The organism is Moritella sp. PE36 (assembly GCF_000170855.1).
GTDB lineage: Bacteria > Pseudomonadota > Gammaproteobacteria > Enterobacterales > Moritellaceae > Moritella.
Map to the genome: position 1 here is coordinate 1 of NZ_ABCQ01000058.1, position 26739 is coordinate 26739.

Annotated in this window: 18 protein-coding genes and 2 pseudogenes; 9 read left to right on the top strand and 11 right to left on the bottom strand. The window is 38.4% G+C overall.

All coding sequences use genetic code 11. The features are described from left to right. Both PE36_RS20260 and pgm read right to left on the bottom strand, forming a co-directional pair. Positions 1 to 409 (bottom strand): annotated as a pseudogene (locus PE36_RS20260) (cbb3-type cytochrome c oxidase subunit I); the annotation flags it as partial. A 466-nt stretch (positions 410 to 875) separates the two neighbouring features. Then, complete coding sequence (gene pgm / locus PE36_RS20265) at positions 876 to 2513, bottom strand: phosphoglucomutase (alpha-D-glucose-1,6-bisphosphate-dependent) (RefSeq protein WP_006033960.1); 1638 nt, start codon at positions 2511 to 2513, stop codon at positions 876 to 878. A gap of 251 nt (positions 2514 to 2764) precedes the next feature. Between pgm and PE36_RS20270 the strand changes: the two genes are divergently transcribed. Further along, positions 2765 to 3046, top strand: coding sequence for a peptidylprolyl isomerase (locus tag PE36_RS20270; protein ID WP_006033961.1), 282 nt, complete (start codon positions 2765 to 2767; stop codon positions 3044 to 3046). 177 nt (positions 3047 to 3223) lie between these two features. On the opposite strand, the gene PE36_RS20275 is transcribed toward PE36_RS20270, so the two are convergent. Then, positions 3224 to 3892: a thioredoxin domain-containing protein gene (locus PE36_RS20275; RefSeq protein WP_006033962.1), complete on the bottom strand. Its 669-nt coding sequence runs from the start codon at positions 3890 to 3892 to the stop codon at positions 3224 to 3226. A 256-nt stretch (positions 3893 to 4148) separates the two neighbouring features. Then, the gene (locus PE36_RS20280; RefSeq protein WP_043994911.1) at positions 4149 to 5252 is read right to left on the bottom strand and encodes a porin; all 1104 of its coding nucleotides are present in this window, start codon (positions 5250 to 5252) and stop codon (positions 4149 to 4151) included. 623 nt (positions 5253 to 5875) lie between these two features. Here PE36_RS20280 and PE36_RS20285 point away from each other — a divergent pair. After that, positions 5876 to 8533, top strand: a complete 2658-nt coding sequence (locus PE36_RS20285) for a beta-N-acetylhexosaminidase (RefSeq protein WP_006033964.1) — start codon at positions 5876 to 5878, stop codon at positions 8531 to 8533. Between the two features lie 133 nt (positions 8534 to 8666). Further along, entirely contained in the window at positions 8667 to 9218 is a 552-nt protein-coding gene (locus PE36_RS20290) for a hypothetical protein (protein WP_006033965.1), read from the top strand. 77 nt (positions 9219 to 9295) lie between these two features. On the opposite strand, the gene PE36_RS24640 is transcribed toward PE36_RS20290, so the two are convergent. From PE36_RS24640 to PE36_RS20300, 3 genes are all read right to left on the bottom strand, one after another. Beyond that, on the bottom strand, positions 9296 to 9469 hold the full coding sequence (locus PE36_RS24640; protein ID WP_006033966.1) for a hypothetical protein: 174 nt from the start codon (positions 9467 to 9469) through the stop codon (positions 9296 to 9298). Between the two features lie 138 nt (positions 9470 to 9607). Beyond that, the gene (locus PE36_RS20295) at positions 9608 to 11395 is read right to left on the bottom strand and encodes an ABC transporter transmembrane domain-containing protein (protein ID WP_006033967.1); all 1788 of its coding nucleotides are present in this window, start codon (positions 11393 to 11395) and stop codon (positions 9608 to 9610) included. Between the two features lie 17 nt (positions 11396 to 11412). Beyond that, entirely contained in the window at positions 11413 to 13206 is a 1794-nt protein-coding gene (locus PE36_RS20300) for a sensor domain-containing diguanylate cyclase (protein ID WP_006033968.1), read from the bottom strand. 315 nt (positions 13207 to 13521) lie between these two features. Here PE36_RS20300 and PE36_RS20305 point away from each other — a divergent pair, with 315 nt between their 5' ends. Both PE36_RS20305 and PE36_RS20310 read left to right on the top strand, forming a co-directional pair. Next, entirely contained in the window at positions 13522 to 13977 is a 456-nt protein-coding gene (locus tag PE36_RS20305; protein WP_006033969.1) for a TerB family tellurite resistance protein, read from the top strand. Positions 13978 to 14520: 543 nt separating this feature from the next. Then, on the top strand, positions 14521 to 16173 hold the full coding sequence (locus tag PE36_RS20310; RefSeq protein ID WP_006033970.1) for a chitinase: 1653 nt from the start codon (positions 14521 to 14523) through the stop codon (positions 16171 to 16173). A gap of 438 nt (positions 16174 to 16611) precedes the next feature. Here the strand turns inward: PE36_RS20310 and PE36_RS20315 are convergent, their stop codons facing one another. From PE36_RS20315 to PE36_RS20330, 4 genes are all read right to left on the bottom strand, one after another. Then, on the bottom strand, positions 16612 to 16890 hold the full coding sequence (locus tag PE36_RS20315; protein ID WP_006033971.1) for a hypothetical protein: 279 nt from the start codon (positions 16888 to 16890) through the stop codon (positions 16612 to 16614). 789 nt (positions 16891 to 17679) lie between these two features. Continuing rightward, positions 17680 to 19767, bottom strand: coding sequence for a fatty acyl-AMP ligase (locus PE36_RS20320; RefSeq protein WP_006033973.1), 2088 nt, complete (start codon positions 19765 to 19767; stop codon positions 17680 to 17682). A 142-nt stretch (positions 19768 to 19909) separates the two neighbouring features. Continuing rightward, entirely contained in the window at positions 19910 to 21427 is a 1518-nt protein-coding gene (locus tag PE36_RS20325; RefSeq protein ID WP_157517829.1) for a hypothetical protein, read from the bottom strand. 984 nt (positions 21428 to 22411) lie between these two features. After that, positions 22412 to 22804, bottom strand: coding sequence for a VOC family protein (locus tag PE36_RS20330; protein ID WP_006033975.1), 393 nt, complete (start codon positions 22802 to 22804; stop codon positions 22412 to 22414). A gap of 206 nt (positions 22805 to 23010) precedes the next feature. Here PE36_RS20330 and PE36_RS20335 point away from each other — a divergent pair, with 206 nt between their 5' ends. The 4 genes and pseudogenes from PE36_RS20335 to mglC form a co-directional block, all read left to right on the top strand. After that, positions 23011 to 23202: a hypothetical protein gene (locus PE36_RS20335; protein WP_006033976.1), complete on the top strand. Its 192-nt coding sequence runs from the start codon at positions 23011 to 23013 to the stop codon at positions 23200 to 23202. 648 nt (positions 23203 to 23850) lie between these two features. Continuing rightward, complete coding sequence (gene mglB, locus PE36_RS20340) at positions 23851 to 24828, top strand: galactose/glucose ABC transporter substrate-binding protein MglB (RefSeq protein WP_006033977.1); 978 nt, start codon at positions 23851 to 23853, stop codon at positions 24826 to 24828. Positions 24829 to 24891: 63 nt separating this feature from the next. Next, entirely contained in the window at positions 24892 to 26403 is a 1512-nt protein-coding gene (gene mglA / locus PE36_RS20345; protein WP_006033978.1) for a galactose/methyl galactoside ABC transporter ATP-binding protein MglA, read from the top strand. A gap of 10 nt (positions 26404 to 26413) precedes the next feature. Continuing rightward, a pseudogene (gene mglC, locus PE36_RS20350) lies at positions 26414 to 26739 on the top strand (beta-methylgalactoside transporter permease); the annotation flags it as partial.

Consider the following 26739-nt stretch of genomic DNA (forward strand, 5'->3'; position numbering starts at 1 on the left):
AAAGTGATAAAATATCATCGGCCATTCAAGTTCGGCGTATCTTTGACGTGTTATAACCAAGTGGTAATGATATAACGGCAGAGATAATAACAAGTTGCCAACCCCAAAATACAACCGCAGGTAAAATGCCACCAAATAGGCGAGCTTGACACGTACGTTGAACAACATAAAAAGATGTTGCCATTAGGGCCGAAGTACCAAATGCAAAGATTACTGCATTGGTATGTAGGGGACGAAGACGGCTATAAGTTAACCAAGGAGTATCGAAATTTAGTGCAGGCCAAATTAGCTGTGCTGCAATTAGCACACCTACTGACATACCAACAATACCCCAGATAACAGCCATCACAGTAAACTGTCGTACAACTTTATAGTTATAGTCAGTTTTTATAGGTGAATGAGAGCTCATATTTTGCTTCCGGTGCTACGAATAATTAAACATCTGTTGATGCGTGAATACCCAAAAAGAATATGTGTAAATCTAAGTAATCTAAATTGACAGTCATACTCAGTCGGGGATAGTACGCGATTTTACGTAACATTAACAGCGGAATTTGTTTGTTATATTGTTAAAAATGCTCTAAAAACAGCACTCTGAAAGTCGATTGATTTAGATCAATAAATATTGTTCAAAAAACCAACTTTTCATCTTTGAGTTGATAAGGATCAAGCAAAAATAGAGGTTAAAACCGCTCAATTATGTGACAGGGTGTTCAACTTTAATGGACGTATTTAATTATGCGCAAGTAAGGTTAATGCATTGTTAACAACAAAAGACTAATTAACTCTTACATATTAAAAGAGTCAATCAGTCTTTTTTATGTAAATACTCACTGGTTAAGTATTTACGCTTATTCATTATGGGTGATGTTTATTTAAGCTTTTAAAGCTGCAGACACGATTTCTTGTGCTTCGCTCAAAATTAACGCTAAGTGTGTTTCATCTTTGAAACTTTCAGCGTAAATCTTATAAATAGCTTCGGTACCCGATGGACGAGCCGCAAACCAACCATTTTCAGTCGTTACTTTTAAACCACCAATTTTACCATTATTGCCAGGTGCGTTGGTTAATTTAGCCGTGATTGTTTCACCGGCCAATGTTTCAGCCTGAACGGACTCTGGTGATAAATTAGCAAGAATCGCTTTTTCTTCAAATGAAGCAGGGGCATCGATGCGACTATAAACGGGTGAACCGAATTCTGTAGTCAACTCAGCATATAACTGCGCTGGGTCTTTACCGGTCACGGCAAGAATTTCTGCAGACAGTAGCGCTAAAATGATGCCGTCTTTATCCGTTGTCCAAACGGTACCGTCTTTACGTAAAAATGAAGCACCGGCACTTTCTTCTCCACCAAAGCCAAATTCTGCAGTGTGCAAACCATCAACAAACCATTTAAAACCAACCGGCACTTCACAAAGAGGGCGTTCAATTTTTGCTGCAACGCGATCGATCATCGAGCTTGATACTAGCGTTTTACCCACTTTCGCATTGACAGGCCAGTTGGTCCGGTTGGTAAATAAGTATTGAATTGCAACAGCAAGATAATGGTTTGGATTCATTAAGCCACTTTTAGTGACAATACCGTGACGGTCATAATCTGGATCATTACCAATGGCAATATCAAAGTCATCTTTTAAGTTAATCAGGCCTGCCATCGCATAAGGTGATGAACAATCCATACGGATCTTGCCATCTTTATCTAGACACATAAATGAGAAGGTTGGGTCAACGCGATCGTTTACTACTTCAATATCTAAATTATATTTCGCAGCTATCACTTCCCAGTAAGCAAAACCAGAGCCACCTAACGTATCGACACCGATTTTAATGCCCGCATCTGAAATGGCTTTAAGGTTGAGCACATTTTCTAAATCATCAACATAACCTGATACATAATCAATCTCTTGATAATGCGCAGACTCGATAGCAATAGCAAAGCTAATACGTTTAACCGCCGTTAAACCTTGGGCAATGATATCGTTAGCACGGTTTTCGATGATCTTTGTTACATCGCCATCCGCGGGTCCACCGTGTGGCGGGTTATATTTAATGCCGCCATCTTGTGGGGGATTGTGTGATGGTGTAATAACAATGCCGTCAGCTTGAATTTCACTCTGACTGTTATGCGTTAAAATAGCATGTGAAATAACCGGCGTAGGTGTATAACCATCATCCGCTTGAACGCGTACATCAACACCATTTGCCACTAATACTTCGATAACCGAGATATTCGCCGGTTCGGACAATGCGTGTGTGTCTTTACCAATGAATAAAGGACCCGTAATACCTTGTTCAAGACGATATTCAGCAATAGCCTGGCTAATCGCTAAGATATGGTCTTCATTAAAAGAAGATGCAAAAGCGTTACCACGGTGACCAGATGTGCCAAATGCGACACGTTCAGCAATTTTAGTTACATCAGGTTTATTGATGTAATAGTTTGAGACAAGTGCAGGGATGTTGCAAAGATCTGAATTTAATGCCTTTTGACCGGCTCTTGGATGAACTGCCATGTGCGATTTTATCCTTTAATAAATGAAAGCTATGATGAATTAAATTGTTAATAGTATACCTCTTATAAGTTAATATTGGCACACTGCTTCATTTGAAACGACTATTTACTCACTAAAAACTGGTCTTAGTTGTTGTTTCTGCGCTTTCTATAACCAGTAACCAGCGCTGGTAGATTAAGACTATAGGTATTGGTGGATTGATTGTGTTAAAATACTCGATTGTAAATTATTTATTTAGAGTTGAATTAGTTATGGCGAAAACAGCTGCAGCATTGCATATCTTAGTTAAGCACCAAGATAAAGCATACGAAATATTGAAAAAACTCGAGAAGGGTGAAAACTTTCAGAAGCTTGCCAAGTCGCATTCGATTTGTCCATCAGGTAAGAAGGATGGCGGTAATTTAGGAGAGTTCAGAAAAGGTGCGATGGTTCCCGCCTTCGACAAGGTTTGTTTCAATGCTGAAATTCTTACACCACATCTTGTGAAGACCAAGCATGGTTGGCACATCGTTAAGATATTGTATAGAACGTAATCTCGGTTATCATATTGTCAAGATTTTATACCATACTTAATTCATATCTGATGTATTAATACAAATTACGATGCAGGTTACTAGCTTGTAATTGAAAAAGCCCTCAATTCAGTTGAGGGCTTTTTTTATGCTTACGTTTACTGTGACACATTATTTAGATTGTGTGAGTTTACGCCGTTATTTTCCTGGGTAAGCCTTGCTTACCTCTTTGGCAATAAGTGCTTTTAATTGTTCAGCACCGAATTTTTTCAACTCAGTACCATTCACATAAAATGTAGGCGTTTTTAATACTTTTAATGTTTTAGCATCCAGAGCATCTTGCGCCATTCTCTCAGCGATAACGGGGCTCTTAACATCAACTTTTAGCTTTTCAATATCAACACCAACATCCTGAAGATATGGGTATAATAAATCCACATTGGCAACATGATTTATAGCCCAACGACTTTGATAATTAAGCGTAGTACCAAGTGATTCCCAGAATTTACCTTGCATTTTAGTCGCTTCTAACGCTGCAACAACTGGGCCTACGTTTCTATGGAATGCGACAGGTCGAACAATCAAATTCACTTTACCCTTATATTTCTTTAATTGGCTTTTAACGAGAGGGTAAAAAGCACGACAAGACTCGCAAGCAGGGTCAAAGAACTCAACGATAGTCACTTTTGCATATTTATTGCCGAAAACAAGATCATTTTGACTATATAGATGTTGATCAATATTTATAGACTCTTTAGACGTAAATGACAGCGCAGTAATAACAACAGCGATACACAAAACGGCTATTGAGATTATTTTATTTCTCTTTTTTGCTTCTAAACTTTTTTTTGTAGATAATTTTTTCATGAATAAACCTAGATAGAAAATGAAATACACTGCGTATTCTAGATTTAAAAATCAATAACGTCTTGATCAAACGTCCATTTACAGATAAAAAGTACGGATAAAAGTACAGATAATCACTTTATTGGTTCATGAAACTAATACCAGGCTAAGTGATGAACAATATCAGTACGTAAAATTAAAAAACCAGCTACAAATTTGAACATATGCAGCTGGTTTTTTGTTATCTATGTTTCTTTGCTATATAAGGGTCGAACTGTTAGAAACCATATTCAAGACCTACACGAGCAAATATTTCTTGGTCTTCAAGTGGATCTGCACCCCAACCAAGTTGATCTGTCATACCTATACGTACGTAAGGAACAAAGCCGTTAACCACACCCATTACTTGTAATGATGTAACTGAAGCACCTTTACTTACATTTGAATTGTCATCTGACTCAACGTCTTCAGTCGCAGCGTAACCTAATTTAATACCCAGCGGGCCATTCCAATATTGTGCAACAACAGAGTAAGAGCCTTGTGAGTCTACATTTTTGGTTGCAACATTCTCAGCCTGGCCATATTTATATGCTGCAGCGATGCTAATGCCCGTGCTCGCAATCGGCGCTTCAAAACCAACTAGATAAGTAAAAGTATCAGTTACGACACCATCTTTTGCTGCAACCACTTTTTTATCGCCTGTTGTTGGATCAAATTCAAATCCTGCAGTAACAGCATCACTTACTTTTCGATTGTTTCCGTATTCAAAAGTCGCATGCAATGTGATTGCATCAAACGCTTTATACTTAGCGGCACCACCGAACCAATGGGCATTTTCACCGCTGCCGGCACGACCCGTTGCAACATTGATGTTCAGATTACCCATCGCAGGAACGAAATAACGAATTGATTCAGTACGGTCGTACATATAAGCAATATCACCGGTAGCAGCTGGGTCAAATACACGCCCTAAACCAGGGTTTGTGAAAGGCCAATCAACCACTTCATACATAGGAGTTAGCTGACGACCAACTGTTATTTTACCGTAATCACCTTCAATACCAACGAACGTGTCGCGGAAGCCTAAACCGCCACCAGCCCAGTCATCTACATCTGTATAGCCCGATTCAACTTGGAAGATGACATTGATACCGTCGGTCATTTGCTTGCTGCCGCGGAAACCGATACGGGTTTCATTTTCGATTTTGTAATCAGTAACGTTGACATCATCACCAGTATGACCATACGCAGAAACAGCGACAACACCGTACACTTCAACATTGCCTGTATTTTCGGTACCTAATACGTATGCATTAGCGCCAGCTGACAACAATGCAGTTGAAACTGCTGCGGCGACCATAGTAAGACTTAACTTCTTCATTTTAAATTCCTTTTAGTAGATGTAAATGCTATTTGGTTTGTTTCGTTAATTGATATTGAACTTAATAACTCGAAGTCTACCCATATTAATTCGCGAAACAAATTAAGTTAGTCTCAGTCGTGATAAAAATCACAATGTTTTCAATTAAAAACTATAAACAATGATTAATGTCGCATTTACAGTTAATTAAAATGATTAATTTACGCTAATAATTTACAGGGCGAACTCAGTTTAAACCCAATGGAAAATGAAACATAGATAATACAATGCATTTACACTTCGGTCAGCGTGTTGTGCAAGCGATTGAATTAATGGGGTTAGAAAGATAGTGGAACATTGCTTTTATTTGATCAGTTTACGTAATGGTTACTAATATGTTAACTGGCAGATTAGTGTGATGACGTGTGCTTAGCCCTTTTCAGTAATAAATCACTGCTTATCATATTTTAATATTTTGGTTTAAATGACATTAATCGCATAAGTTCCTATAAAACCCATTATATTAGTGATAATTGTCACATGAAATGGAAATCAAGATAGTAAATCACCTCAGTTACTTTACAGTGCGTATTAAGTTTTACTTTAGCTTTAGCTTAAATGTTTCATTCAAAGGAAGGCCGAATATGAAAAAAACAACGATAGCACTTGGGTTAAGTGTGGCATTAGCTGGTTGTAGTACTACTACATCTCCAGTTGCTACAACACAAAGTATCGTCGACGCTATTTCCACATCTGTTCAAGTAACTTATGTCGTAAATCAAAAGCTTGAAGGTGATACTGCAGCAACATGCAAGCAATTAGGTGCTGAATGGGCGGCTTGCCAAGAGGCAACAATTCAACTCACGAACAGTGGCTCTGCGATTGAGTCAGCCGATTGGGAGATATACTTCCACAGTATTCGACGTATTCTAGAAGTGAGATCTCCAGAGTTTACCATTGAGCATATCAACGGTGATTTACACAAACTCACGCCAACAGCAGAGTTTAAAGGCTTTGACGCTAATTCAACTGTTGATGTTAACTTCATTGCTGAATATTGGTCATTATTCGAAACAGATGTAATGCCTCGTTATTATGTAACAGCAGAGAATGCACAGCCGAAGGTTATCAGTAATACTGACACGGAAGATATGTCACAAATAATTACACCGCTAACGGGTGAAAATCTAAAAAGACATGCCGGTGATAACAACATCGTGATGAACGCGAATACCCGTTTTGATACAAACGAAGCGATATCACAATTATCAGCGGCTTCAATAGCGAACAAAATCATTCCAACACCAGTTTGGCAAGATGACCAAGTAACAGGCTTTGCTGACTTAAGCGCAGGCATTAAAATTAACGCACCAGCAATGAAACAGAGTTCACTGGACGCTGTGACTCACCGATTCGAAAACTTTGGTGTAAATGTAGCAGGTAGTTACCCTGTTAATATCACTATTGCACCGCAACAATTAACCAATGAATTCGCTAAATCAGGTGGCTACACGCTTGAAATATCCGATGCGGGGACAGAAGTGCTCGCGTTTGATAATGCTGGTGCACTCTATGCGTTACAATCTATTGCTTCATTAATCCCATCTGACTTTTCATCAAACAAACGTATTCCACAGGTAAGTGTGAAAGATGCACCAAATTTTGAGTACCGTGGTATGGAAGTTGATATAGCACGTAACTTCCACAGTAAAGAGTCACTATTGCGCTTACTTGATCAGATGAGTGCTTATAAAATGAATAAATTCCACCTACATCTAACCGACGATGAAGGCTGGCGTTTAGCGATCCCTGGTTTACCTGAGTTAACTGATATCGGCGCAAAACGTTGTCATGATTTAGAGGAAAAAACGTGTTTATTACCTCAGTTGGGTTCAGGTCCAACGTCGGACAATCGAGGTACTGGTTATCTAACCAAAGCTGATTATATTGAGCTAGTACAATATGCTCAGGCACGTAATATTGAAGTTATTCCTGAAATCGATATGCCAGCCCATGCGCGTGCAGGTGTTGTGGCAATGGAAGCTCGCTACAATAAATACAAAGACTCTGACATCGAAAAAGCAACCGAATATCGCTTAACCGATCCGGATGATAACTCTGTTTATACAACGATTCAATTCTACAATGACGGTATCTTAAACCCTTGTATGGATTCCACTTATAACTTCATCGGTAAAGTGATCGCAGAAGTTCAAGCGATGCACCAAGAAGCGGGCCAACCATTAAAAACATGGCACATGGGTGGTGATGAAGCTAAGAACATTCACCTCGGTAACGGTTTCGAACAGACTGGTGGCACAACGAGTTGGAAAGGTGATAAAGACTTAACTAAAGAATCAATGCCTTGGGCTAAATCACCGCAATGCGTAGCGCAAATAGCTGCAGATGACAACCTAGAAACACCACACGATCTTGGTCCAATGTTTGTGAAGAAAGTGGCTAACATTATTGCCGCTGCAGGCATTGAAAAAACGCAGTTATGGCAAGATGGGCTTAAAGGTGTAGACGCTAAAGACTTGCCTTTAACGGCTGTCGCTAATGTATGGGAAACTTTATACTGGGGCGGGGCTAACACGTCTAACCATATGACTGAAAAAGGCTTTGAAGTTGTACAGTCGCACCCTGATTACCTGTATTTCGATTTCCCATATGAAGTAAACTCGAAAGAGCGTGGTTATTACTGGGCAACACGTTATACAGACAGCAAAAAGGTATTTAAATTCTCACCGAATAATTTACCTCAGAACGCCGAAACATCGAAAGACCGTGACGGTAATAATTTCAACATAAAAGGCGACACTCAAAATCGTGGTTACAATGGCATTTCAGGTCAACTTTGGAGTGAAACAGTGCGTACAGACTCCCAATTTGAATACATGGTTTACCCACGTATCTTACCGTTAGCAGAACGTGCATGGCATAAAGCGTCATGGGAACTTGATTACGTCAAAGACCGCGAGTTCAAAGGTGGTGAAACAACATTTGTTGACGCAAATAAACAACAATCTGAGTGGAATCAATTTGCAAACATCATTGGTCAGCGTGAACTTGCTAAAATAGACAAAACGGGTGTTCAATATCGCCTACCAGTACCAGGTGGTAAAATTGAATCAGGTAAGCTGATCACCAACGTCGCGTTCCCTGGTTTAGAAGTGCAATACAGTACTGACTCAGGTTCAACATGGACGACATGGACGAAACCTGTCTATGTAACAACTGCTGAATTAAGAACAGTATCGCCAGACGGTAAACGTTTTAGCCGTATTACTTCGGTAGAATAGCTAAATAAGCTAACGTTATAATGACTTAAATTAAAAGGTGATTGGATATTAATTCAATTGCCTTTGTCGCTATATTACATACTAAACAATCTTATGATTAACACTATCAGACCTATAACGAGAGACGATTAAGATGAAACTAAAATCTTTGGCACTACTCCTATTACCCTTCACACTTGTGGCTTGTTCGAATACTTATCAACACGCGAGTGCTGAACAATTTAAAAACATGGTTTCTATAACTCAGACTTGGGAAGGTAAGCGATTAACAGGTCCAACAATTACGCTCCCACCTGAGCCGGGTACAACAAAAGCGCTGTTTAAAGCTGACGCTTACATGTATGGCAGAGAAAGCAGCAATGATATGCATCAGATAGATACACGAGTCAACTTATTAGTTAAACACACAGACTTTAGTTTTGAATACAGTTTCGTGTCTATCAATGGATTGGAATCGGTGAAGATTAAACAAGAACGCGCGACATTTAGAACCTGCGACGAATTATGTGTTTATGACCAGGTATTTTCATTCGCTATGCCTGAATCAGTAAACAATAACGATGACCTTGAGATCAAATTACAAGAGAAAGCTAACAGTAAATTTGGCCCAGTGATATCGCTACCTGCTGCTTATATAACAGGTTACGAGCAAGTACAAAATAAAATTCAAAACGGCGTTAAATGAAATGACTCATTAGTACAAGAATATTAAGCTTGTACTAATTGATGCTTGATAGCGTTATGGTGTGATTTATCTGACAACTAACTGCCTTTACGCGCAACACAAATTTGCGCATAGGTCTTAATTACAGTGCCATCCTGTAGTGTGCATTTTACTTCTGGTCCCAATACACCGGAACCTTGTCCTTCAGTTGCGCTAACACTGAATGTAGCTGAAGCGATGATGAACGTGATCATTAAAATTAATTTAGTCATATTTATCCTACTCTTTTTATAAGTGGATACAGGGATTTATGTTATCGATATTACGTCTTACTTCCTAATAGTAGACAGTGGCTAACAAACTACAAGTTCCCCAAATTAATTCATTATAAAAATTAAGATCTAGCTAACTTAAGCTCGATTAGCTACGTTATCGAACTGTAATTCACATAGACGACGATACAATGCCGATGACTCAATCAACTCATTATGCGTGCCTTGTGCTATCACTTCGCCTTTATCCATCAACAAGATAAGGTCAGCGTTTATAACTGTTGATAAACGATGGGCAATAATAAGGGTTGTTCTATTTAGCATTAACTCTTCGAGTGCAGCCTGAACATGGTGCTCACTTTCGGCATCAAGCGCACTTGTTGCTTCATCTAATAACAATACTTCGGGGTCTTTCAAAATAGCACGGGCGAGGGCAACACGTTGCTTTTGGCCACCGGATAATCGAACCCCTTGCTCACCTAAAAAGCTGCTATAACCTTCAGGAAGTTGTTCAATAAACTCATGAGCATGAGCGAGTTTCGCTGCTTTAATTACCGCTTCATCCGACGCGCTCGGATCACCATAACGTATATTGTGCCAAACATCGGAACTAAACAATACCGGGTGTTGCGGGACCATCCCCATTCGTTTACGTACTTCATTCAGTTCTAACTCATTTATATTAATATTATTAAACAGAACTTCACCACGTTGAGGGTCATAAAAGCGTTGTAGTAATTCAAATAAAGTGGTTTTACCTGCACCAGATGGGCCAACTAAAGCAATCACTTTTCCTTTTGGTATTTTTAAATTAATGGCTTTCAAAGCAGCCGTATTAGGACGTGAAGGGTAATAAAAATCCAAGTTTTTGAACTCGATAATATTAACGTGATCATTAATAATTTGTTTCGGCACTTCTGGACTTTGGATTTTACTTGTCACCTCAAGCAACTCTAACAACCGCGTTGCAGAACCCGCTGCACGTTGCAGTTCACCATAAACCTCAGAGATTGTGGCGACAGACATCGCGACCATAACTGCGTAGAAAACAAATGCACCTAACTCACCACCGGTCATCTTGCCATTGAGTACATCCATGCCGCCAATCCACAACATAATGCTAATCGCACCGAATGTCAGGAAGATGACAATTGCGATCAACAATGAACGCTGCTTAATTCTATTTTTTGCGACTGAAAATGCATTTTCAACTTCATTCGCAAAAGACGCTTGCTCAGTGTCTTCGTGAGTATAACTTTGTACGACTTTGATGTTTTGAATTATTTCACCAGCGTAGGTACCAATATCTGCAATTGCATCTTGGCTACTTGCTGCTAGCAGTCTTACTTTTTTACCATAAATTAAAATAGGCACGAGTATAAAAGGCACCGAAGCCACGACCCAAAGTGTTAGGTTTATGTTGGTCACGAGTAACATGATTAAGCCACCAATGAGCATCAGCACACTGCGAAGCGCCATCGATAATGACGAGCCAATAATAGATTGTAACAGTGTGGTGTCAGTCGTTAATCTTGACATGATTTCACCACTTCTATTTTCTTCAAAATAACTCGGGTGTAGTTTAATAACTTGGTTAAATACCGCTTTTCGTATGTCAGCGCTTACGCGTTCACCTAACCATGACATCAAATAAAAGCGACTAAATGTGCCAATGGCAAGGAGAGTAATAAGCATAACGAGTACAATAATAGCGGACTGCAGTTGTGATTCTGAACCGGCAATAAAGCCATTATCAATCACAAATTTAACGCCTTGGCCAAGCGATAGGTTAACCGCCGCGGTAACTAACAATGCGAGCAGGGCATAAAAAACCATTAATTTGTATGGTTTGATAAAAGCAAAAATAGGCAACAAACTAGTGAATGATTGTGTTGCACTTGTCTTGTCCGTTAGTAATGAACTCATTGTTTGGCCTTTTGTTATCAATTAACAATTTCAATTGATTGGTATACCTTATTTTTACTATTATTTTTAGCTAAATACAATGCTTTATCAGCATCATAGATTGTCATGTCTATACTTGTGCGTAGTTTTGCAAAGCCAATGCTGACGGTTACCTGGCATTTTTTATCTCCAGAACTGACAATCATGGTTTCAATTCCACAGCGAAATTCATCCAATTTTTTAAATGCTTGTTGCTCATCAACTGCATTAAAAAGCACAGCAAATTCTTCACCGCCATACCGCGATGTAACGGCTTTATGATTGAAGTAATGTTTAAGCATATCTGCTGTTTTAATAATAACGTGATCGCCAAACAAGTGGCCATAAGTATCGTTAATTGTTTTAAAATCATCTAGGTCGATCATGCCTAGATAAGTATCAGGCGCATTACATTTAATCCGGCTGCCCATTTGCTGTCTAAGATACGCCTTGTTCATCAATTGCGTCATTGAATCTTCACTACGAATCTTCTGAGTCAGTAGCATATTGATAAGTGCACTTTGTGCATAGTTACGAAAGATGTTCATAAAATGCAGCGATTTTAAATTACTCTTTGTCAGGTAGATAACACCGATAAGCTGACCTTTATTATAAAGTGGGATACGAACGCAACGATGTGCCGATGAAATATCAGGTATTAATGGGTTCACAATTTTAGAAACGTTAATTTTGTTATCACTAACCTCGTTAAGCACATCATTTTCACTTAGTGTCAGGTTGTGAATAGGTTCTTCAAATTGTTGGTTGTAAGGATTATGTATAAATAAAAGCATTTTATCAAAATGAATCAATTCACTCACCATTTGTGACAAGGTTAGATAGATATCTTCCAGCCTAGTTGATCCCGATAGTACTTGACCCTTACAGTGAATACGATTCGAAATAAAGAACGTCAGTAAGATCACCATTAAAATGGCGAACAAGGCAAAGGATACAGCACCGATATTTAATGCTTTATAGGTCATCTCTGTATTGTTTGAATTTGAAAGCAATACCCAGCCAAACTTATTTTCAGACTCGTAGATACTAAACTTATCCTGACCTTGGTAAGTATAATAAATCGTACTTTTTGAATCGGTATTATTGCCGACTTGCTCAATTATTGCGGGAGTAACACTAACTGATTTGGTCGAAATTCGAGATGGGTCAGGGTGCATGACGATTTCGCCCGTTTTTGAGTCAACAGCATAAACATAACCATGCATCAATGTCTTAAGCAATGATAGCTTGTCATAGAGTCCAAGAATATCGAGTTCTAAGACAATTCTTGCTGACTCACCGTTATTTAGTTTCAATAAACAGACAATCGCCACAGTCCATTTTTTTGTATCTTCACTTTTATAAAGTGTTGATATGAATGGCTTATCATAATCCATGTTGTCACTAAACCAAACACGAGAGCGGTTATCATCAGCATCCGCGTTATAGACATGATTCGTCGCATAATACTCACCTTTAGACGTGAGCAATCCAATCTCCAAGTACTTGGTTTCATTATCAAGTAAGTGTTGTGCGCTTACTAAAAACTCGGTTAGATTATAGTTATACTTATATGTCTCACCAAGAAGGTACAACTGATTGTTAACTGCATTCAAATGTTGATTAAGGTATTCGTTAGCAATATCTAAGTTGTTCTCAGCTTGTTGGTAAGTACTTTGTTTAATGTACTTATAATCGGAATAACCAACATACATTAAGCTGAACATGATTAATGCTAAAAGTGGGTAAATAATCGAAATAAAGATTTTGGGTTGTAGTTTAAAATGCAACATATTCACCTAAGTAAATTTATATCTATACTCAAAATGTAACTGGACTCATGGCTAATGAATAAGTTGAAAATAAACCATAGAGCAATAATGGATAATAACAAAGAATCAAACAAATTGAATAATTAGATATAAAAAACAGTTGTTTAGTCGCACAAATAGACTTTGTGTATAAATACTTATAAAAAATAGTATACAAACGTGCCGCGTAAATACACTAATATAGGGGTAGGGTATTGATTACAACTTTTTATCTATCTTGTTGTCTTAAAGTGACTAACTGGACTAATTCCTTCTATTAATAAGAGTGATACATGTATGTTTAAAGCATTACACAATTTGTTTAAGCAATTATCTGATGATACGTCGTTGCTAAATGTTGTAGATAAACAGGAATTTGAATTATCAATGGCGGCATTGCTGTGTGAAGTTGCCAGTGCAGACAGCACTATTAATGAAAAAGAAAGTATTGCGAAAGTACATCAACTTTCATTACTACTTGGTATCGACAAAGATAGAGCAAGCGAGATATTAGCTATTGCCATAAAAGACAGTGAACAAGCTATATCAATTTATGAGTTCACGTCAAAGCTCCGAAATGTTGAATACAAGCAAAGGAATGTGCTTATAGAATCAATGTGGCATGTAGCTTATGCGGACGGTGTTATTGATCCACATGAGGAAGCATTAATTAGACAAGTAGCCGATCTCATTTACGTCACACATTCGGATTATATAAAAGCTAAGTTAGCCGCGTATCCAGAACCATTGTAACTACTATTATAAAACCATTCGCCAGTTCGGCGCTTGGTTTTATATCTTCAGATATATCTTCAGATATATCTTATTATATCTTATTACATCTTATTACATCTTATTTTAGGTAAAACTATAAAATCATTTGGGTTAATATCATATTTTATAGTGAGTGGCCCAGGTGATAAATATGAAAGGCTGCATTAGGATAGATTAGTGAATTATAATTTCAATTACCCCATTTTAGGTAATCGTAAATATCGTTACTCACGCTTATGCAAGGCATTGATATATCAGTAATACTCCCGAATCCAGCATCTTACCATCCCTAACAGATCGGACCTTTTTGTGATAACCCATCACGTGTAAGATATTGATAATACAACCATTGACATGGTATTTAGTTGTGCTAATTATGCCTCATCCAAAAAATATTATATTAAGTTGATTATTGATCTTAATTAAAATAATTAGATATTTTTCGGAATGGATTTTTGGTTTTTCAATGAACCGAAAAATGATGGATATATGCCTAGGATTGGCATTCTTTAAGGATAAATCATGTTTAAACGTACATTTCTATCTACTTTGATAGGCTATGGTGTTGTACTCAATAGTTATGCAATGAACCCACAAGAAGACCCACTTAACCCAACCGGATTTATCGTTTCTCAATCAGAAATTAAAGCTGCGGAAGATGCTAAAACATTAGACCCTATGTATGATATTTGGGCTCAAGCATTACGCACAGAACCTAACACTGTAGTCGAAGTTATTGAACCTGGTTTAGCTTCAAATCCAGACAATGTTAAACGCTTAGAACGTGTTTTCCCACAAACTGAATGGGACTTCTTAACGCAGATGGCGGCTCCTGAATATACCTATACACGTTTATTACGTGCGGTTGGTAAATTCCCTGCATTCTGTGGTGAATACACAGATGGCCGTAACTCAGATGCAATTTGTAAAAAATCAATCATTACTGCATTTGCTCACTTTTCACAAGAAACGGGTGGGCATATTGCTAAAGACAATATTTCAGACAACCCGCAAGCATTAGAAGAGTGGCAGCAAGCGCTTGTACACGTTCGTGAAATGGGCTGGTCTGAAGGTCAAGAGGGGTACACGACAGGTTGTGGTCAGGACGATTGGCAAAATGCCCGTTGGCCATGCTCTGCAGGGCAAGGTTATTTTGGTCGTGGTGCTAAACAACTTTCTTACCACTTTAACTATGGTATGTTCTCGGAAGTCATGTACGACGGTGATGCGACCGTACTGTTAAATAACCCAAGTATTGTTGCTGATTCTTGGCTGAATTTGGCGTCTGCTATTTGGTTCTTTCTAACACCACAAGCACCAAAACCCGCAATGTTACATGTTATTGACCGCACATGGTCTCCATCACAACGTGAAACTGATGCCGGTATTACTTATGGTTTTGGTACTACAATCAACGTTATCAATGGCGGGATTGAGTGTGGAGAGCAAAACAAAACTAAAGGACAGCCAGTTAACCGAATTCGTTACTGGGAAGGGTTATCAGCACACTACCAAATTCCTCTTGAGTCTGATGAGATAAATACATGTTTTCAACAAACACCCTACGGTAGTATTAATCTGAATGGCGCAACTGATGTGCTTTATACAAACTGGGATGGTAACTGGAAATATTACGCGGACCGTCCAGGTGGTGCTTCGTTTGAGTGTGAATTAGTTGGCTTCCAAACCGCTTATTCAGCTCTAGTACCAGGTGATTATGGAAAATGTGTAACAAACTTCTTTGGTTCTCATGCAGGTTGGCCAGAAGTACGAATAGTACCTGATAGTGAAATTCCAACCATACCAACTGAACCGACAGATCCCGGTGCAGGTGGTGTAGCGGCTTGGGATGCTGGTAAAGTTTATGCTTCTGCTGGTGAGCAAGTGAGTTATAAAGAGTCTATCTATGAAAGTAAGTGGTGGACACAAGGTGATTTACCTGACGCAGGTGGACCATGGTTATTCATTAAGGCAGTAACAGCGACGCCAGCTAGCGTAATGCCTGTTGATACGTCATCAACTAATTTCATTATTTGGGAAGATGGTGCATCTCAAGTAGCCAACGGTGACATAGTAACAAATATAGGTAAGTGTTTTATTGCTAAAAATGCTCCTGGTGTTTGGGATACGCCAACGGTTTCTAACAATCTGTGGGACGAAATATCCTGCCAATAAGTTAGTATATTTTTAATCTAAATCTAAAATCCTCGTTAGTTAACGGGGATTTTTTATGTTCTGGTGTTTTAATATGTGTGAATATATTTGATTACATCATATTTTGGATAAAATATGATGTAATCATTTAGATGCATATCATATACTTTATGGTAAATAAGATGGATGTTAAATACGAGGCATTATCTTGAAAACGAACTACTGATCAAGTTCATGAAGTTATTGCCAGGTCATGCTTATTTAACATAATATACATTATGCGCAGTGCTGTATAAACCCAGTGTATAAACCCAGATAGAGGTGTCAGGTTTGAAATTTCGTTATTGATATCAAAATGCTGTTCCTGGTACTTCAGTTTGATATCAAAAACCTGTGCGCTACGTGAAATCTGAAATGTTATGCCAGTATAGTTACTGTAGATTTTACATAGCGCGTGTTCTATTTAGACGTTTGATTATTAATGTTTTTATCTGACTTCAAGTATTCTAGTTCTTTCAAGCACGCGAATATTTTTGCATAACCAATGAAGTTTTGTTCGTCACCATCAGTAAAATCTTGTGATAGTAATTCTTCATGAAGAAATATAATTGATTCTTTAATATCTTCAAACTCGATTGAGATTTCACTGCTCACTGCAAAGCATTGATCACCACAACGATAAAATAAATGACCGGCTGTGATTCTTACAGCGTTTACCTTGTTTAGTTTTAGATTCATATCGTGAAACTTCTTCTTGGCCAACGTATTTATAAATAAATGGTTCTTGATCACTGAGCCGTTCTTGTTTCTCGTAGATCTCAACTTCAAAGTAATTTCAGTTTGAATCTGGCTGACCATGCGACATTATTTGTGCTGAACAGTCATCATTTTCTCGAATCCACATGCTCGTATGATTTTCAATTCTTGGTGCTAGTAATCTGGGATTTACGTTTTCTTCAACGTGACCAGATAACGAGCCGCCAGTAAATCGAATCGTTGTCTTTCCATATGGCAGTTGGCCGTCTTGAATGGATTGCTTCATTTCAACAGGAAATTCACCGCCTAAATGAGCGTAAGCTATTTATTCGTTAAATTAACAATAGTTAATAAAATCATTAGTATGACTAAGTGTTCCCGGTTTAATTATGTCTTTTTTTCGTTCATTTTTTTGTAAATTTCGTTTAAGTTAGACTGCTTTATTATAAAGTTTGGTCATATCTCAAGTTGAAGCTTCACCTAGTTTCAGGTATTTCCATCGGGATAAAGCTTAGATTTGCGCCCTCGCCCAATTTGCATTGATGACATTCCGCGGATAAATGATTGCTCATTCCCCTTGCCTACTTCATGGTTAACAGGCCAATCAATTGCCGTAATTTCAGATCTACATGGTTTTATATTAAATCTACTGGGGGGCTAGTTGCACACAGCCTAAAATAAGAAAAGCCATCACTTAACATTACCAATTCTCAAAAAAATGGATTAATGGCGATGGCTTAAACCGAACTGAGGTTAATTAGTACCACCTCCCTAACTTTCAATTAATTCTTTAGGCTCACTTGGGTATATTGTGATTCTATCTATTAGTTGCTCCATCACCATAACAATTATTGTTTCTACTGAATTTATATAGAAAATCTGAGCCGATATACCGTTTACTCTATAAATATCAACCATAGAGGTAAGTAATTCAGTTATCTTAATTGAATCAAAACCAAGCGCCCCCAATGATAGGCTCATATCTATCGATTGTGGCCCCAAGTCTAAGTGCCTCGCAATATCCGCTATTATGCATTTCCTGAGGTATTTTAATTGCTGAGTAGAATCCAAGGCCGAAAATGTGACATAACAGAAGTGCTGTTTTTGTTCAATGACACTATCGTTTTCATTAAAAATGCGTTGCCAACTATCGACGATGCTAAAATCATCATTCGCATAACTTTCTTTATTAAATTTTCGTCTTACTTTCCCGCTTGTGGTTTTTAACAAAGACCTCGGTTGTAAAAAAACAATATCATATAATTCCAAACTAAAATGACGCCTGATTGCGCTACGTAATTGGATACATACCTTACAAGCATCAAAGTCTATAGATCGATTACGGGGAACTTCTACCAGGAGAATTAAATTTTCACTAGTCCCATTGGTTACACCAAAAACCACCATGGCGGTAATATATAGCTCTGCCATACATTTTGTTAACACATACTCAATGTCTTCAGCGAAATAATTTCTTCCCCTGACGATTATCTTGTCCAACTGCCGACCACAAACATACAATTGTTTGCTATATAAAAAGCCCAAATCACCGGTGCGATAATATCGCTGGCCACTGTCCGTTTCATTACCAAAGGTTGTCGCCTTGAACCTGTTATTTGTCAATGCAGGCCTTTTCCAATAACCACTTGTTACACTGGGCCCAGTCACCCAGATTTCACCGACATTTCCTTCTTTGACCTTTTTACCTGTTTCCTCACTTACAATTATGATCTCATGACCTGGTGCACAAATGCCGTTGGATACTAGTGTTCGGGAATTATCATTATGATCGTCAACAGGCAATACTATGCCAGCACTTAAACTTGGTCTGCAAACTGTTAATGTATTATTTACTGTGTTACTACCTAAACCACTAACCAACAACGTAGTTTCAGCCATGCCATAGCAGGGGTAATGACTTGCAGGTGAGAATCCAGCGACTTGAAATTTCTCATTGAAATTTTCCAAGGTAGCATTCACCACTGGTTCCGCTCCGTTAAACGCCACACACCAACGACTTAAATCCAAAGAGCGTACATCCGCTTCTTTTACGTGCTTAATACACAGATCATACGCAAAATTTGGACCTCCACTGGTAGTTACACCATATTCACTTATGATTGAAAGCCAATAAAAAGGTTTTCGAATGAACCGGGACGCGGCCATAAGCACAACAGGAAATCCAACAAAAAGTGGCTGCAAGATCCCGCCAAGCAGCCCCATATCATGATAATGAGGAAGCCAACTACAACCTACAGAATGAGTAGTGTGTCCAAATAGAATACGTATAACATCCAAATTATTCATGATATTTGCATGGGTCACCATTACACCTTTAGGCTCCCCGGTAGATCCAGATGTATATTGTAAAAACGCGATATCATCGGGCAATATTGTATGTGTTCTTATCTTACTGCTTGAGCTTAAACCGCCATCGGTCTCAAAGTAGCTAATACGGCTATTGGTTAATACCCCTTCCAATTTTTTTCTGGTTTTACTGTCACACATTATTAAACTGGAATCAGAATTTGATACTATGTAGTTGATAATGTTTTTCATTTCTTGCGTACGCGGTACAGATAAAGGAACCGCTATGACCCCAGCCGCCAGGCAACCCAAAAATGCCGTTATAAAATTTTCGGAATCTTCATAGATCAGTAAGGCTCTTTCTCCCTTGCTAGCCTTATCACCTAAATTTTGAGCAATGTTATACATGGACTCATAAACATCTGAATAGGTTAGGTTCAGGTACTCCCCAGAAGTCCCACTGACAAACCGATACAACACCTCTTGGGGTTTAGCTTTATTGTGTTCACACACCACGTCAATTATATTTTTTGGTTTATTATCAGCAATCATAGCAATAGCTCTTAAATCATATTTAATAATGGATATATTTAAAAAAGAAGGGGAACCAAGCAATTTGAAATAAGGTATTTTAATGAACGACCTGATTTCAATGACTGACTCCCCTGCATATCAAAAGACTAGATCACGGATCTTAAGGCTTAGGTTTCACCGCGCCAAGGATTGGTTCATCCGATGTCATTACCGTGGGCGTTTCGGTTAAAATCGGAGAACCGACATATTCATAGTTGCCAGATTCTGGTCCTTTCTGGTTCCATTTTATAAGTCTCGCCAACATTGTGCCTTGATACAGGAATGTTTTCTTATGAGCAGGAACACTAAAAGTAGTTGTTTGGGATTGAGACTCATTCCAACTCGCACTAAAGGTGGCTGACAGACTCAATGTAACGCTGGCTTTAATAAATTCTATTGATGCCTCCACGGTTGTTGAATATCCAATAGTGGTACTAAACTCTTTGGAGAACCCCCGTGTGAACGTCTTTTCAAATTTCGTTTCAGCCGACCCATGGGTATTATCCAGCACGCCAATATTCAAATAGTCTGGTGAATACATAACCAGTCGCTGGACATTTCCATTTTCACTAATTGCTGTTGGCAGTGAATGTTTGAATGTATTCTTGTCTGCCGGTGGTAATTCAACAAAGATTTCCAATTCCTCATCGCGTACTGGGAAATCGCTCTTGCTTTCTTTCTGATGATTATCTTTTTCTTGATGTGAACCACGGCTCCTATTCCCCATAACTGCACCTGGGTTTGTTATCATGTTATAGTCCCTCTCCAATACATCAGGGTTGTCATAGAACATACCACGAGAGCTAATTGTAATAGTCACCTCATGTGTATCCCCACCATTTTTAGCTTTATGTTTATATTCTTGAATGGTCAATGTGTATAAGAGGTTAATTGCACCGATCCCTTTGCAATCCTGCGCTTGCTCGTCATAACCATCAACTAACAGAATATTTTTATCCCCTCTGTAATAGTAATCTCTGGCTGCCATCCCACCGAAATTTTTACCGAGTGTAAGTTTCATAACCGCTTGCATGGCGTCTTTATCTACACCACCCGCAACTGGATATATTTGTGCCGCTGAGGCAGCAGCCTCGGCAAAAAGATTTGTGATTGCAACATCGGTAGCGACTTCGTCGGTCCTAGTTTTAGCATCTTTCCTTTGTCCACCAAATACATAACCCCCTTGACCAGTTTTTGATTCCAGATATTCGAAGTTATCCTCATAAAGCACAGTATATAATTCGTTACTATATCCTGCTCCGGTCTCAGAGGGTTTATAGTTAACCTCGGTGTCCTCTTCTTTTAGAAGTCTCAACTCTCCATATCCACCTGTAGCCAGTTTAATGATTTTTATTTCTATTTGTTTTCCTGCATAGGCAGACGATGCAAGATGTACATCATTTGGTATTGTTTCACTAAATCCATAAGCAGCTAATCCGGTCTTGCCTGCTAATATTTGGGTAAATTCCTTCACCCCTCTGTCGATGAAGCCCTGTAACTCTGCTACCGTTGCTGTTTCACCGCATGGTAATCCTGCGTCTTTTAATTGTGGTCGCAGGGACACTGGCGTGATAGTGCTCGGTGTCGTCTTCGTTAATTTTATATCGATACGCTTAATAGGAAACCCTTTAGCGTTCATCTTACAATCCTTATACATCACGTTCATATTACAATCCTTTAAAATATTACTATTTGATTTTTCGTCTTTATCGATACGGTATCGCCACTCAGCGGTTACTCATTTCACGACAATTCGCATTGATCTTTGAAAATATATAATTTAGAGATGATTAGAGAATTAATAGAAGTTGTATATTTGTTTACAGCTTCATCACTAAACACTCAAGGAGCCTACCACACGCCACCATCGATACCCACATGTAGATACCTACATATAGCTAACTATGTTTGATTGCTCACATTTGATTGCTGATATTTTAGCGTTAAAGCTAATTGCCTACATCTGATATTCCGTATCCTTAAATAGACATTATTACTAGTGATATGGGTAAAAAGCGTAACTTTCTTATCGATGTAACATTTTAAACTTGCCTTAACAGGTGTGTTAAACCCAATATAAGTGTCTGGTTTGAAATTATTGGTTTTGATATCAAAAACCTGTGCGCTACGTGAAATCTGAATTGTTTTCCCAGTATAGTTACTGTAGATTTCACATAGCGTAGGTTTTATTTAGACGTTTGATTATTAATGTTTTTATCTGACTTCAAGTATTCTAGTTCTTTCAAGGCTGAACCAAACTTCATACTGAATATGCTCATCGGATTTTAAGACGTGAATTTGAAGCGATTCTACGTAAAATAGACTAACTAGGACGTTGATTACGCATTAAGATTTTACGTAGCGTCATGTGAAAATAGCTATGTTATTGAGTTTATTGTTAATAATACTCTTAAAGTATCGATTTTACGGGTGTTTAATTTTGACTGTATATAAACACAGTTGTTTTGGTATACCCGTAAAATAGAGACTTTTGACGAAGATATATAGATTTTGGATGCAAGCGCCCTATCCTTTTTTGGCTGTTTTATAGATGACTAACTCACTTCTACACATGAGTTAATCATCCAAGTCTACAGTTAACATTACAGCATATTCTTATATGCTACATGCCCACTTGTTCATATAGTTCTAGCGGAAGACCATCAGGATCGTTAAAAAATGTAAATTTTCTGCCAGTAAATTCATCAATCCTGATATTCTCAACAGCGATACCTTTCGATATTAGATAATCACAAGCATCCTCTACTGAAGCTACATTAAAGGCTAAATGTCTTAAACCTAAAGCTTCTGGAGAACTTGGTCTCTTAGGCGGATTAGGAAAAGAAAACAATTCTAACTGATCACCGTTTGGTAATTTAAGATCCAGCTTATAAGATTTTCGTGCTTCTCTATAATTCTCAGCAATTACAGTCAAACCAAGAATTGAAGTATAAAATTGCTTGGATTTATCATAATCGGAACAAATTATTGCAACATGATGTATCGAGTTAAACAACGCACTCTCCTTGCCATTTCAATAGTAATACCATAAACAGTATCAAATTTACTTTAAAATACAAATGGATAATTAAATATAGCCATCCTAATAAAATTAAACCGAGGCGATAACTCGAATGGCTGAACCCCGAGGATTATGACGACAGCATTCTAGTCTGCTAATGGTGTCTATAATTAATAGAACAGACTAGAGTCGGAGGTTTTATGGATCTGTCAAAATTACATACCGGAATGATGATTTCCAGTAAAAAAGGCGATGGCCAAATCATCAGTATTGATCGCGAACAACATACAATGCAGGTTATTGATTTTATGGATAATCACGAATTTGAAGTCGGATTTGAATCTATCAAAGACGATCCTCAGGTTCATAACCCGGAAGGTGGTTATTACTGACAGCAGGTATTAAGGCAGTAAGTTCACAACAGAAAAAGTCCCTGCTCTCAAAGGGACTTTTTTGATGCTAGTTTGGAGCTCAATTTGTTCACTCCCTTTTATAAATTGCCAAAACTTGGCTCTCAACAGAGTGAAATCATATCTCCAAACACGAAATTGAACATCATGTATGGCACACGTCGTTTAGATATCCCGAGCATTCTTGATTTCCCTTCAGTGCAATATTGAATAGCATTCGTGGAACACGTTTTTTGTAAATACTTAAATTTCGTAACATGATCGAAACGTACTAATGCAACATCAGCACAGCCACCATCAGCAAGTTAATGATATTAATACGAAGTGTTACAAACCGTTACAAATCGTTACAAACAAAAAAGGCCCACAAAGAACAATAGTGATTCATAAACAATTACACTTTTTTACAAATGGTTACAAAGACTTACAAATAATCACACCCTTCCTTTATTTAAATCATTTCCCATCGTTTGCGTAACTCGCAACCGCTCTCAGTGAAAACGTTTACATTATGTTGCGGAGATCACAATTCAATAACATTAATCAATGTAATATTTTTCGTCTTGATGAAATTGAATTGAAACAATTCGGATCATCGCTGCAATGTTAATTATTAAAAGGAATTTTTCGATGAAAAAATTGACTGTATTAGCAACTTTAATTGCTGGAATGGCTGTCGGTACTTCAGCTGTCGCGGATACCAAATTAGGATTTACTGTCTATAAATATGACGATAATTTTATGGCTGTGGTACGACAAGAAATTCTAAAAGCTGCTGAAAAAGATGATGATATTAAATTATTGATGAATGATTCTCAAAATAGTCAATCAATGCAGAATGACCAAATTGATATTCTACTCGCCCGTGGTGTTAAGGCTCTTGCAATTAACCTCGTTGATCCTGCAGCCGCACCAGTCATTATCCGTAAAGCGAAGATGGATAACGTACCGATTGTATTTTATAACAAAGAACCTTCAGCAAAAGCACTTGCAAGTTATGATAAAGCGTACTTCGTTGGTACTGAATCCAAAGAAGCAGGGATTATTCAGGGTGACCTGATTGCTAAACACTGGGCAGTCAATCCTAAGTGGGATCTAAACGGTGATGGCGTGATCCAATATGTATTGCTTAAAGGTGAACCTGGACATCCAGATGCCGAAGCGCGTACTAAATATGTTATCAGCACATTAAATGACAAAGGTTATAAAACTGAAGTGCTGCATCTCGATACGGCCATGTGGGACACTGCAATGGCTAAAGATAAAGTAGATGCTTGGGTTGCCGGTCCTAATAGCAGCAAAATTGAAGTTGTCATCGCGAATAATGACGGTATGGCAATGGGCGCGGTTGAATCATTAAAAGCAGCTGGAATGACAGATATTCCAGTATATGGTGTTGATGCGTTAGCAGAAGCGCTTGCGATGGTTCGTTCAGGGCAATTAGCAGGCACAGTATTGAACGATGCACCGAATCAAGCAAAAGCAACCTATGAAATGACACGTAACTTAGGTACAGGTCTTGCGGCCGCAGAAGGTACTGAGTGGAACTTAGTAAACAGAGTCGTTCGTGTACCTTATCTAGGCATTGACAAGAGCAATTTAGATTAATTTTTGTCAACAACAAATGGGGAATGTTTATTTCCCCATTTACAAATCTATGGTTAATACGTGATGACAACACAATCAAATAATGAATTTCTGTTAGAAATGACCGGAATTGTAAAAGAATTCCCCGGTGTAAAAGCACTGGACAAGGTGAGTTTAAAGGTTCGCCCTCATTCTATTCACGCTTTAATGGGCGAAAATGGCGCAGGTAAATCCACGCTGTTGAAATGCCTATTTGGCATCTATGAAAAAGATGCGGGAAAGATCTTGTTCCTCGGTCAGGAAACAAACTTCGAATCGTCCAAACAAGCTTTAGAAGCTGGTGTCTCTATGGTACACCAGGAGTTAAATCAGGTACTGCAACGTACTGTAATGGATAATATCTGGCTTGGAAGATACCCGACCAAAGGTTTTTTTGTTGACCAAAAGAAAATGTATTCTGACACCAAAAGCATCTTTGATGAATTGGACATTGATATTGATCCGAAAGTGAAAGTCGGCACCTTATCTGTCTCAGAAATGCAAATGCTGGAAATAGCCAAAGCGTTCTCTTATGACGCGAAAATTGTGATTATGGATGAACCAACCTCCTCGCTCAGCGAAAAAGAAGTTCGTCATCTTTTCAAAATAATCAATAAGTTAAAAGAAAAAGGCTGCGGTATCGTGTACATCTCCCATAAAATGGAGGAGATTTTCGAAATTTGTGATGAAATTACCATATTACGTGATGGTGTTTGGATTGAGACACGCCCATTGGAAGGTATGGACATGAGTCAAATCATCAATAAGATGGTTGGCCGCGACCTCACCCACCGCTTCCCAGAAAAAACCAATGTCGTCAAAGAGACCATACTACAGGTCAAAAATTTAACCTCGCTCAACCAACCTTCGATTCAAGATGTAAGTTTTGATTTACATAAAGGTGAAATACTCGGCATTGCAGGACTGGTCGGCGCAAAACGAACTGACATTGTTGAGTCTTTGTTTGGTATTCGCGAACTCAGCCAAGGTGAAATCATTTTGCATGGCAAGCCAGTTGCGAATCGTGATGCACATGAAGCTATTAATAACGGTTTTGCTTTAGTAACAGAAGAGCGACGTGCAACAGGCATATACGGCAATTTGGATATTACTTTTAACTCACTCGTGGCTAACGTTGATGCATACAAAACTAAGTTTGGCCTGCTGAGCAATAAAAAAATGAAAAATGATACTCAGTGGGTCATCGATTCTATGAGTGTTAAAACGCCCTCACATGAAACCCATATTGGTTCTCTTTCTGGCGGTAATCAGCAGAAGGTGATTATTGGTCGCTGGCTACTGACCAATCCTGAAATATTAATGCTGGATGAACCAACCAGGGGGATTGACGTAGGTGCTAAGTTTGAAATTTATCAGTTAATTCTTAACCTTGCCAATAAAGATAAAGGCATCATTATGATCTCCTCCGAAATGCCAGAGTTACTTGGCACCACAGATCGTATTTTAGTAATGAGTAATGGACGGGTTGCCGGCATTGTTGATACCAAAGATACAACCCAAAGTGAAATTCTTGCTTTAGCCGCGCGTTATTTATAAGGACATGTCAATGGACATAATGAAAAAGATCAATCTGATAAACCTGCTTAAAGCGGGTGGTATCTATGCGGTACTGTTCATTTTATTAGTTATTATTGTTATTCAAGAACCTTCTTTTTTGAGCTTACGAAACCTGAGTAATATTCTTACGCAATCATCAGTACGAATTATTATTGCACTCGGTGTTGCTGGACTTATTGTAACGCAGGGCACCGACCTTTCAGCTGGGCGTCAGGTTGGTTTGGCCGCGGTACTCTCTGCGACGCTATTACAAGCCGCAGATAATGTAAACAAAGTATTCCCAAGCCTTGGTGAAATACCCATTGTTGTTGTTAT

Bases quoted from the DNA above. Each gene is read 5' to 3' on its own strand.
- pgm (WP_006033960.1), bottom strand. From the start codon at position 2,513: ATGGCAGTTCATCCAAGAGCCGGTCAAAAGGCATTAAATTCAGATCTT.
- PE36_RS20270 (WP_006033961.1), top strand. From the start codon at position 2,765: ATGGCGAAAACAGCTGCAGCATTGCATATCTTAGTTAAGCACCAAGAT.
- PE36_RS20275 (WP_006033962.1), bottom strand. From the start codon at position 3,892: ATGAAAAAATTATCTACAAAAAAAAGTTTAGAAGCAAAAAAGAGAAAT.
- PE36_RS20280 (WP_043994911.1), bottom strand. From the start codon at position 5,252: ATGAAGAAGTTAAGTCTTACTATGGTCGCCGCAGCAGTTTCAACTGCA.
- PE36_RS20285 (WP_006033964.1), top strand. From the start codon at position 5,876: ATGAAAAAAACAACGATAGCACTTGGGTTAAGTGTGGCATTAGCTGGT.
- PE36_RS20290 (WP_006033965.1), top strand. From the start codon at position 8,667: ATGAAACTAAAATCTTTGGCACTACTCCTATTACCCTTCACACTTGTG.
- PE36_RS24640 (WP_006033966.1), bottom strand. From the start codon at position 9,469: ATGACTAAATTAATTTTAATGATCACGTTCATCATCGCTTCAGCTACA.
- PE36_RS20295 (WP_006033967.1), bottom strand. From the start codon at position 11,395: ATGAGTTCATTACTAACGGACAAGACAAGTGCAACACAATCATTCACT.
- PE36_RS20300 (WP_006033968.1), bottom strand. From the start codon at position 13,206: ATGTTGCATTTTAAACTACAACCCAAAATCTTTATTTCGATTATTTAC.
- PE36_RS20305 (WP_006033969.1), top strand. From the start codon at position 13,522: ATGTTTAAAGCATTACACAATTTGTTTAAGCAATTATCTGATGATACG.
- PE36_RS20310 (WP_006033970.1), top strand. From the start codon at position 14,521: ATGTTTAAACGTACATTTCTATCTACTTTGATAGGCTATGGTGTTGTA.
- PE36_RS20315 (WP_006033971.1), bottom strand. From the start codon at position 16,890: ATGAATCTAAAACTAAACAAGGTAAACGCTGTAAGAATCACAGCCGGT.
- PE36_RS20320 (WP_006033973.1), bottom strand. From the start codon at position 19,767: ATGATTGCTGATAATAAACCAAAAAATATAATTGACGTGGTGTGTGAA.
- PE36_RS20325 (WP_157517829.1), bottom strand. From the start codon at position 21,427: ATGAACGCTAAAGGGTTTCCTATTAAGCGTATCGATATAAAATTAACG.
- PE36_RS20335 (WP_006033976.1), top strand. From the start codon at position 23,011: ATGGATCTGTCAAAATTACATACCGGAATGATGATTTCCAGTAAAAAA.
- mglB (WP_006033977.1), top strand. From the start codon at position 23,851: ATGAAAAAATTGACTGTATTAGCAACTTTAATTGCTGGAATGGCTGTC.
- mglA (WP_006033978.1), top strand. From the start codon at position 24,892: ATGACAACACAATCAAATAATGAATTTCTGTTAGAAATGACCGGAATT.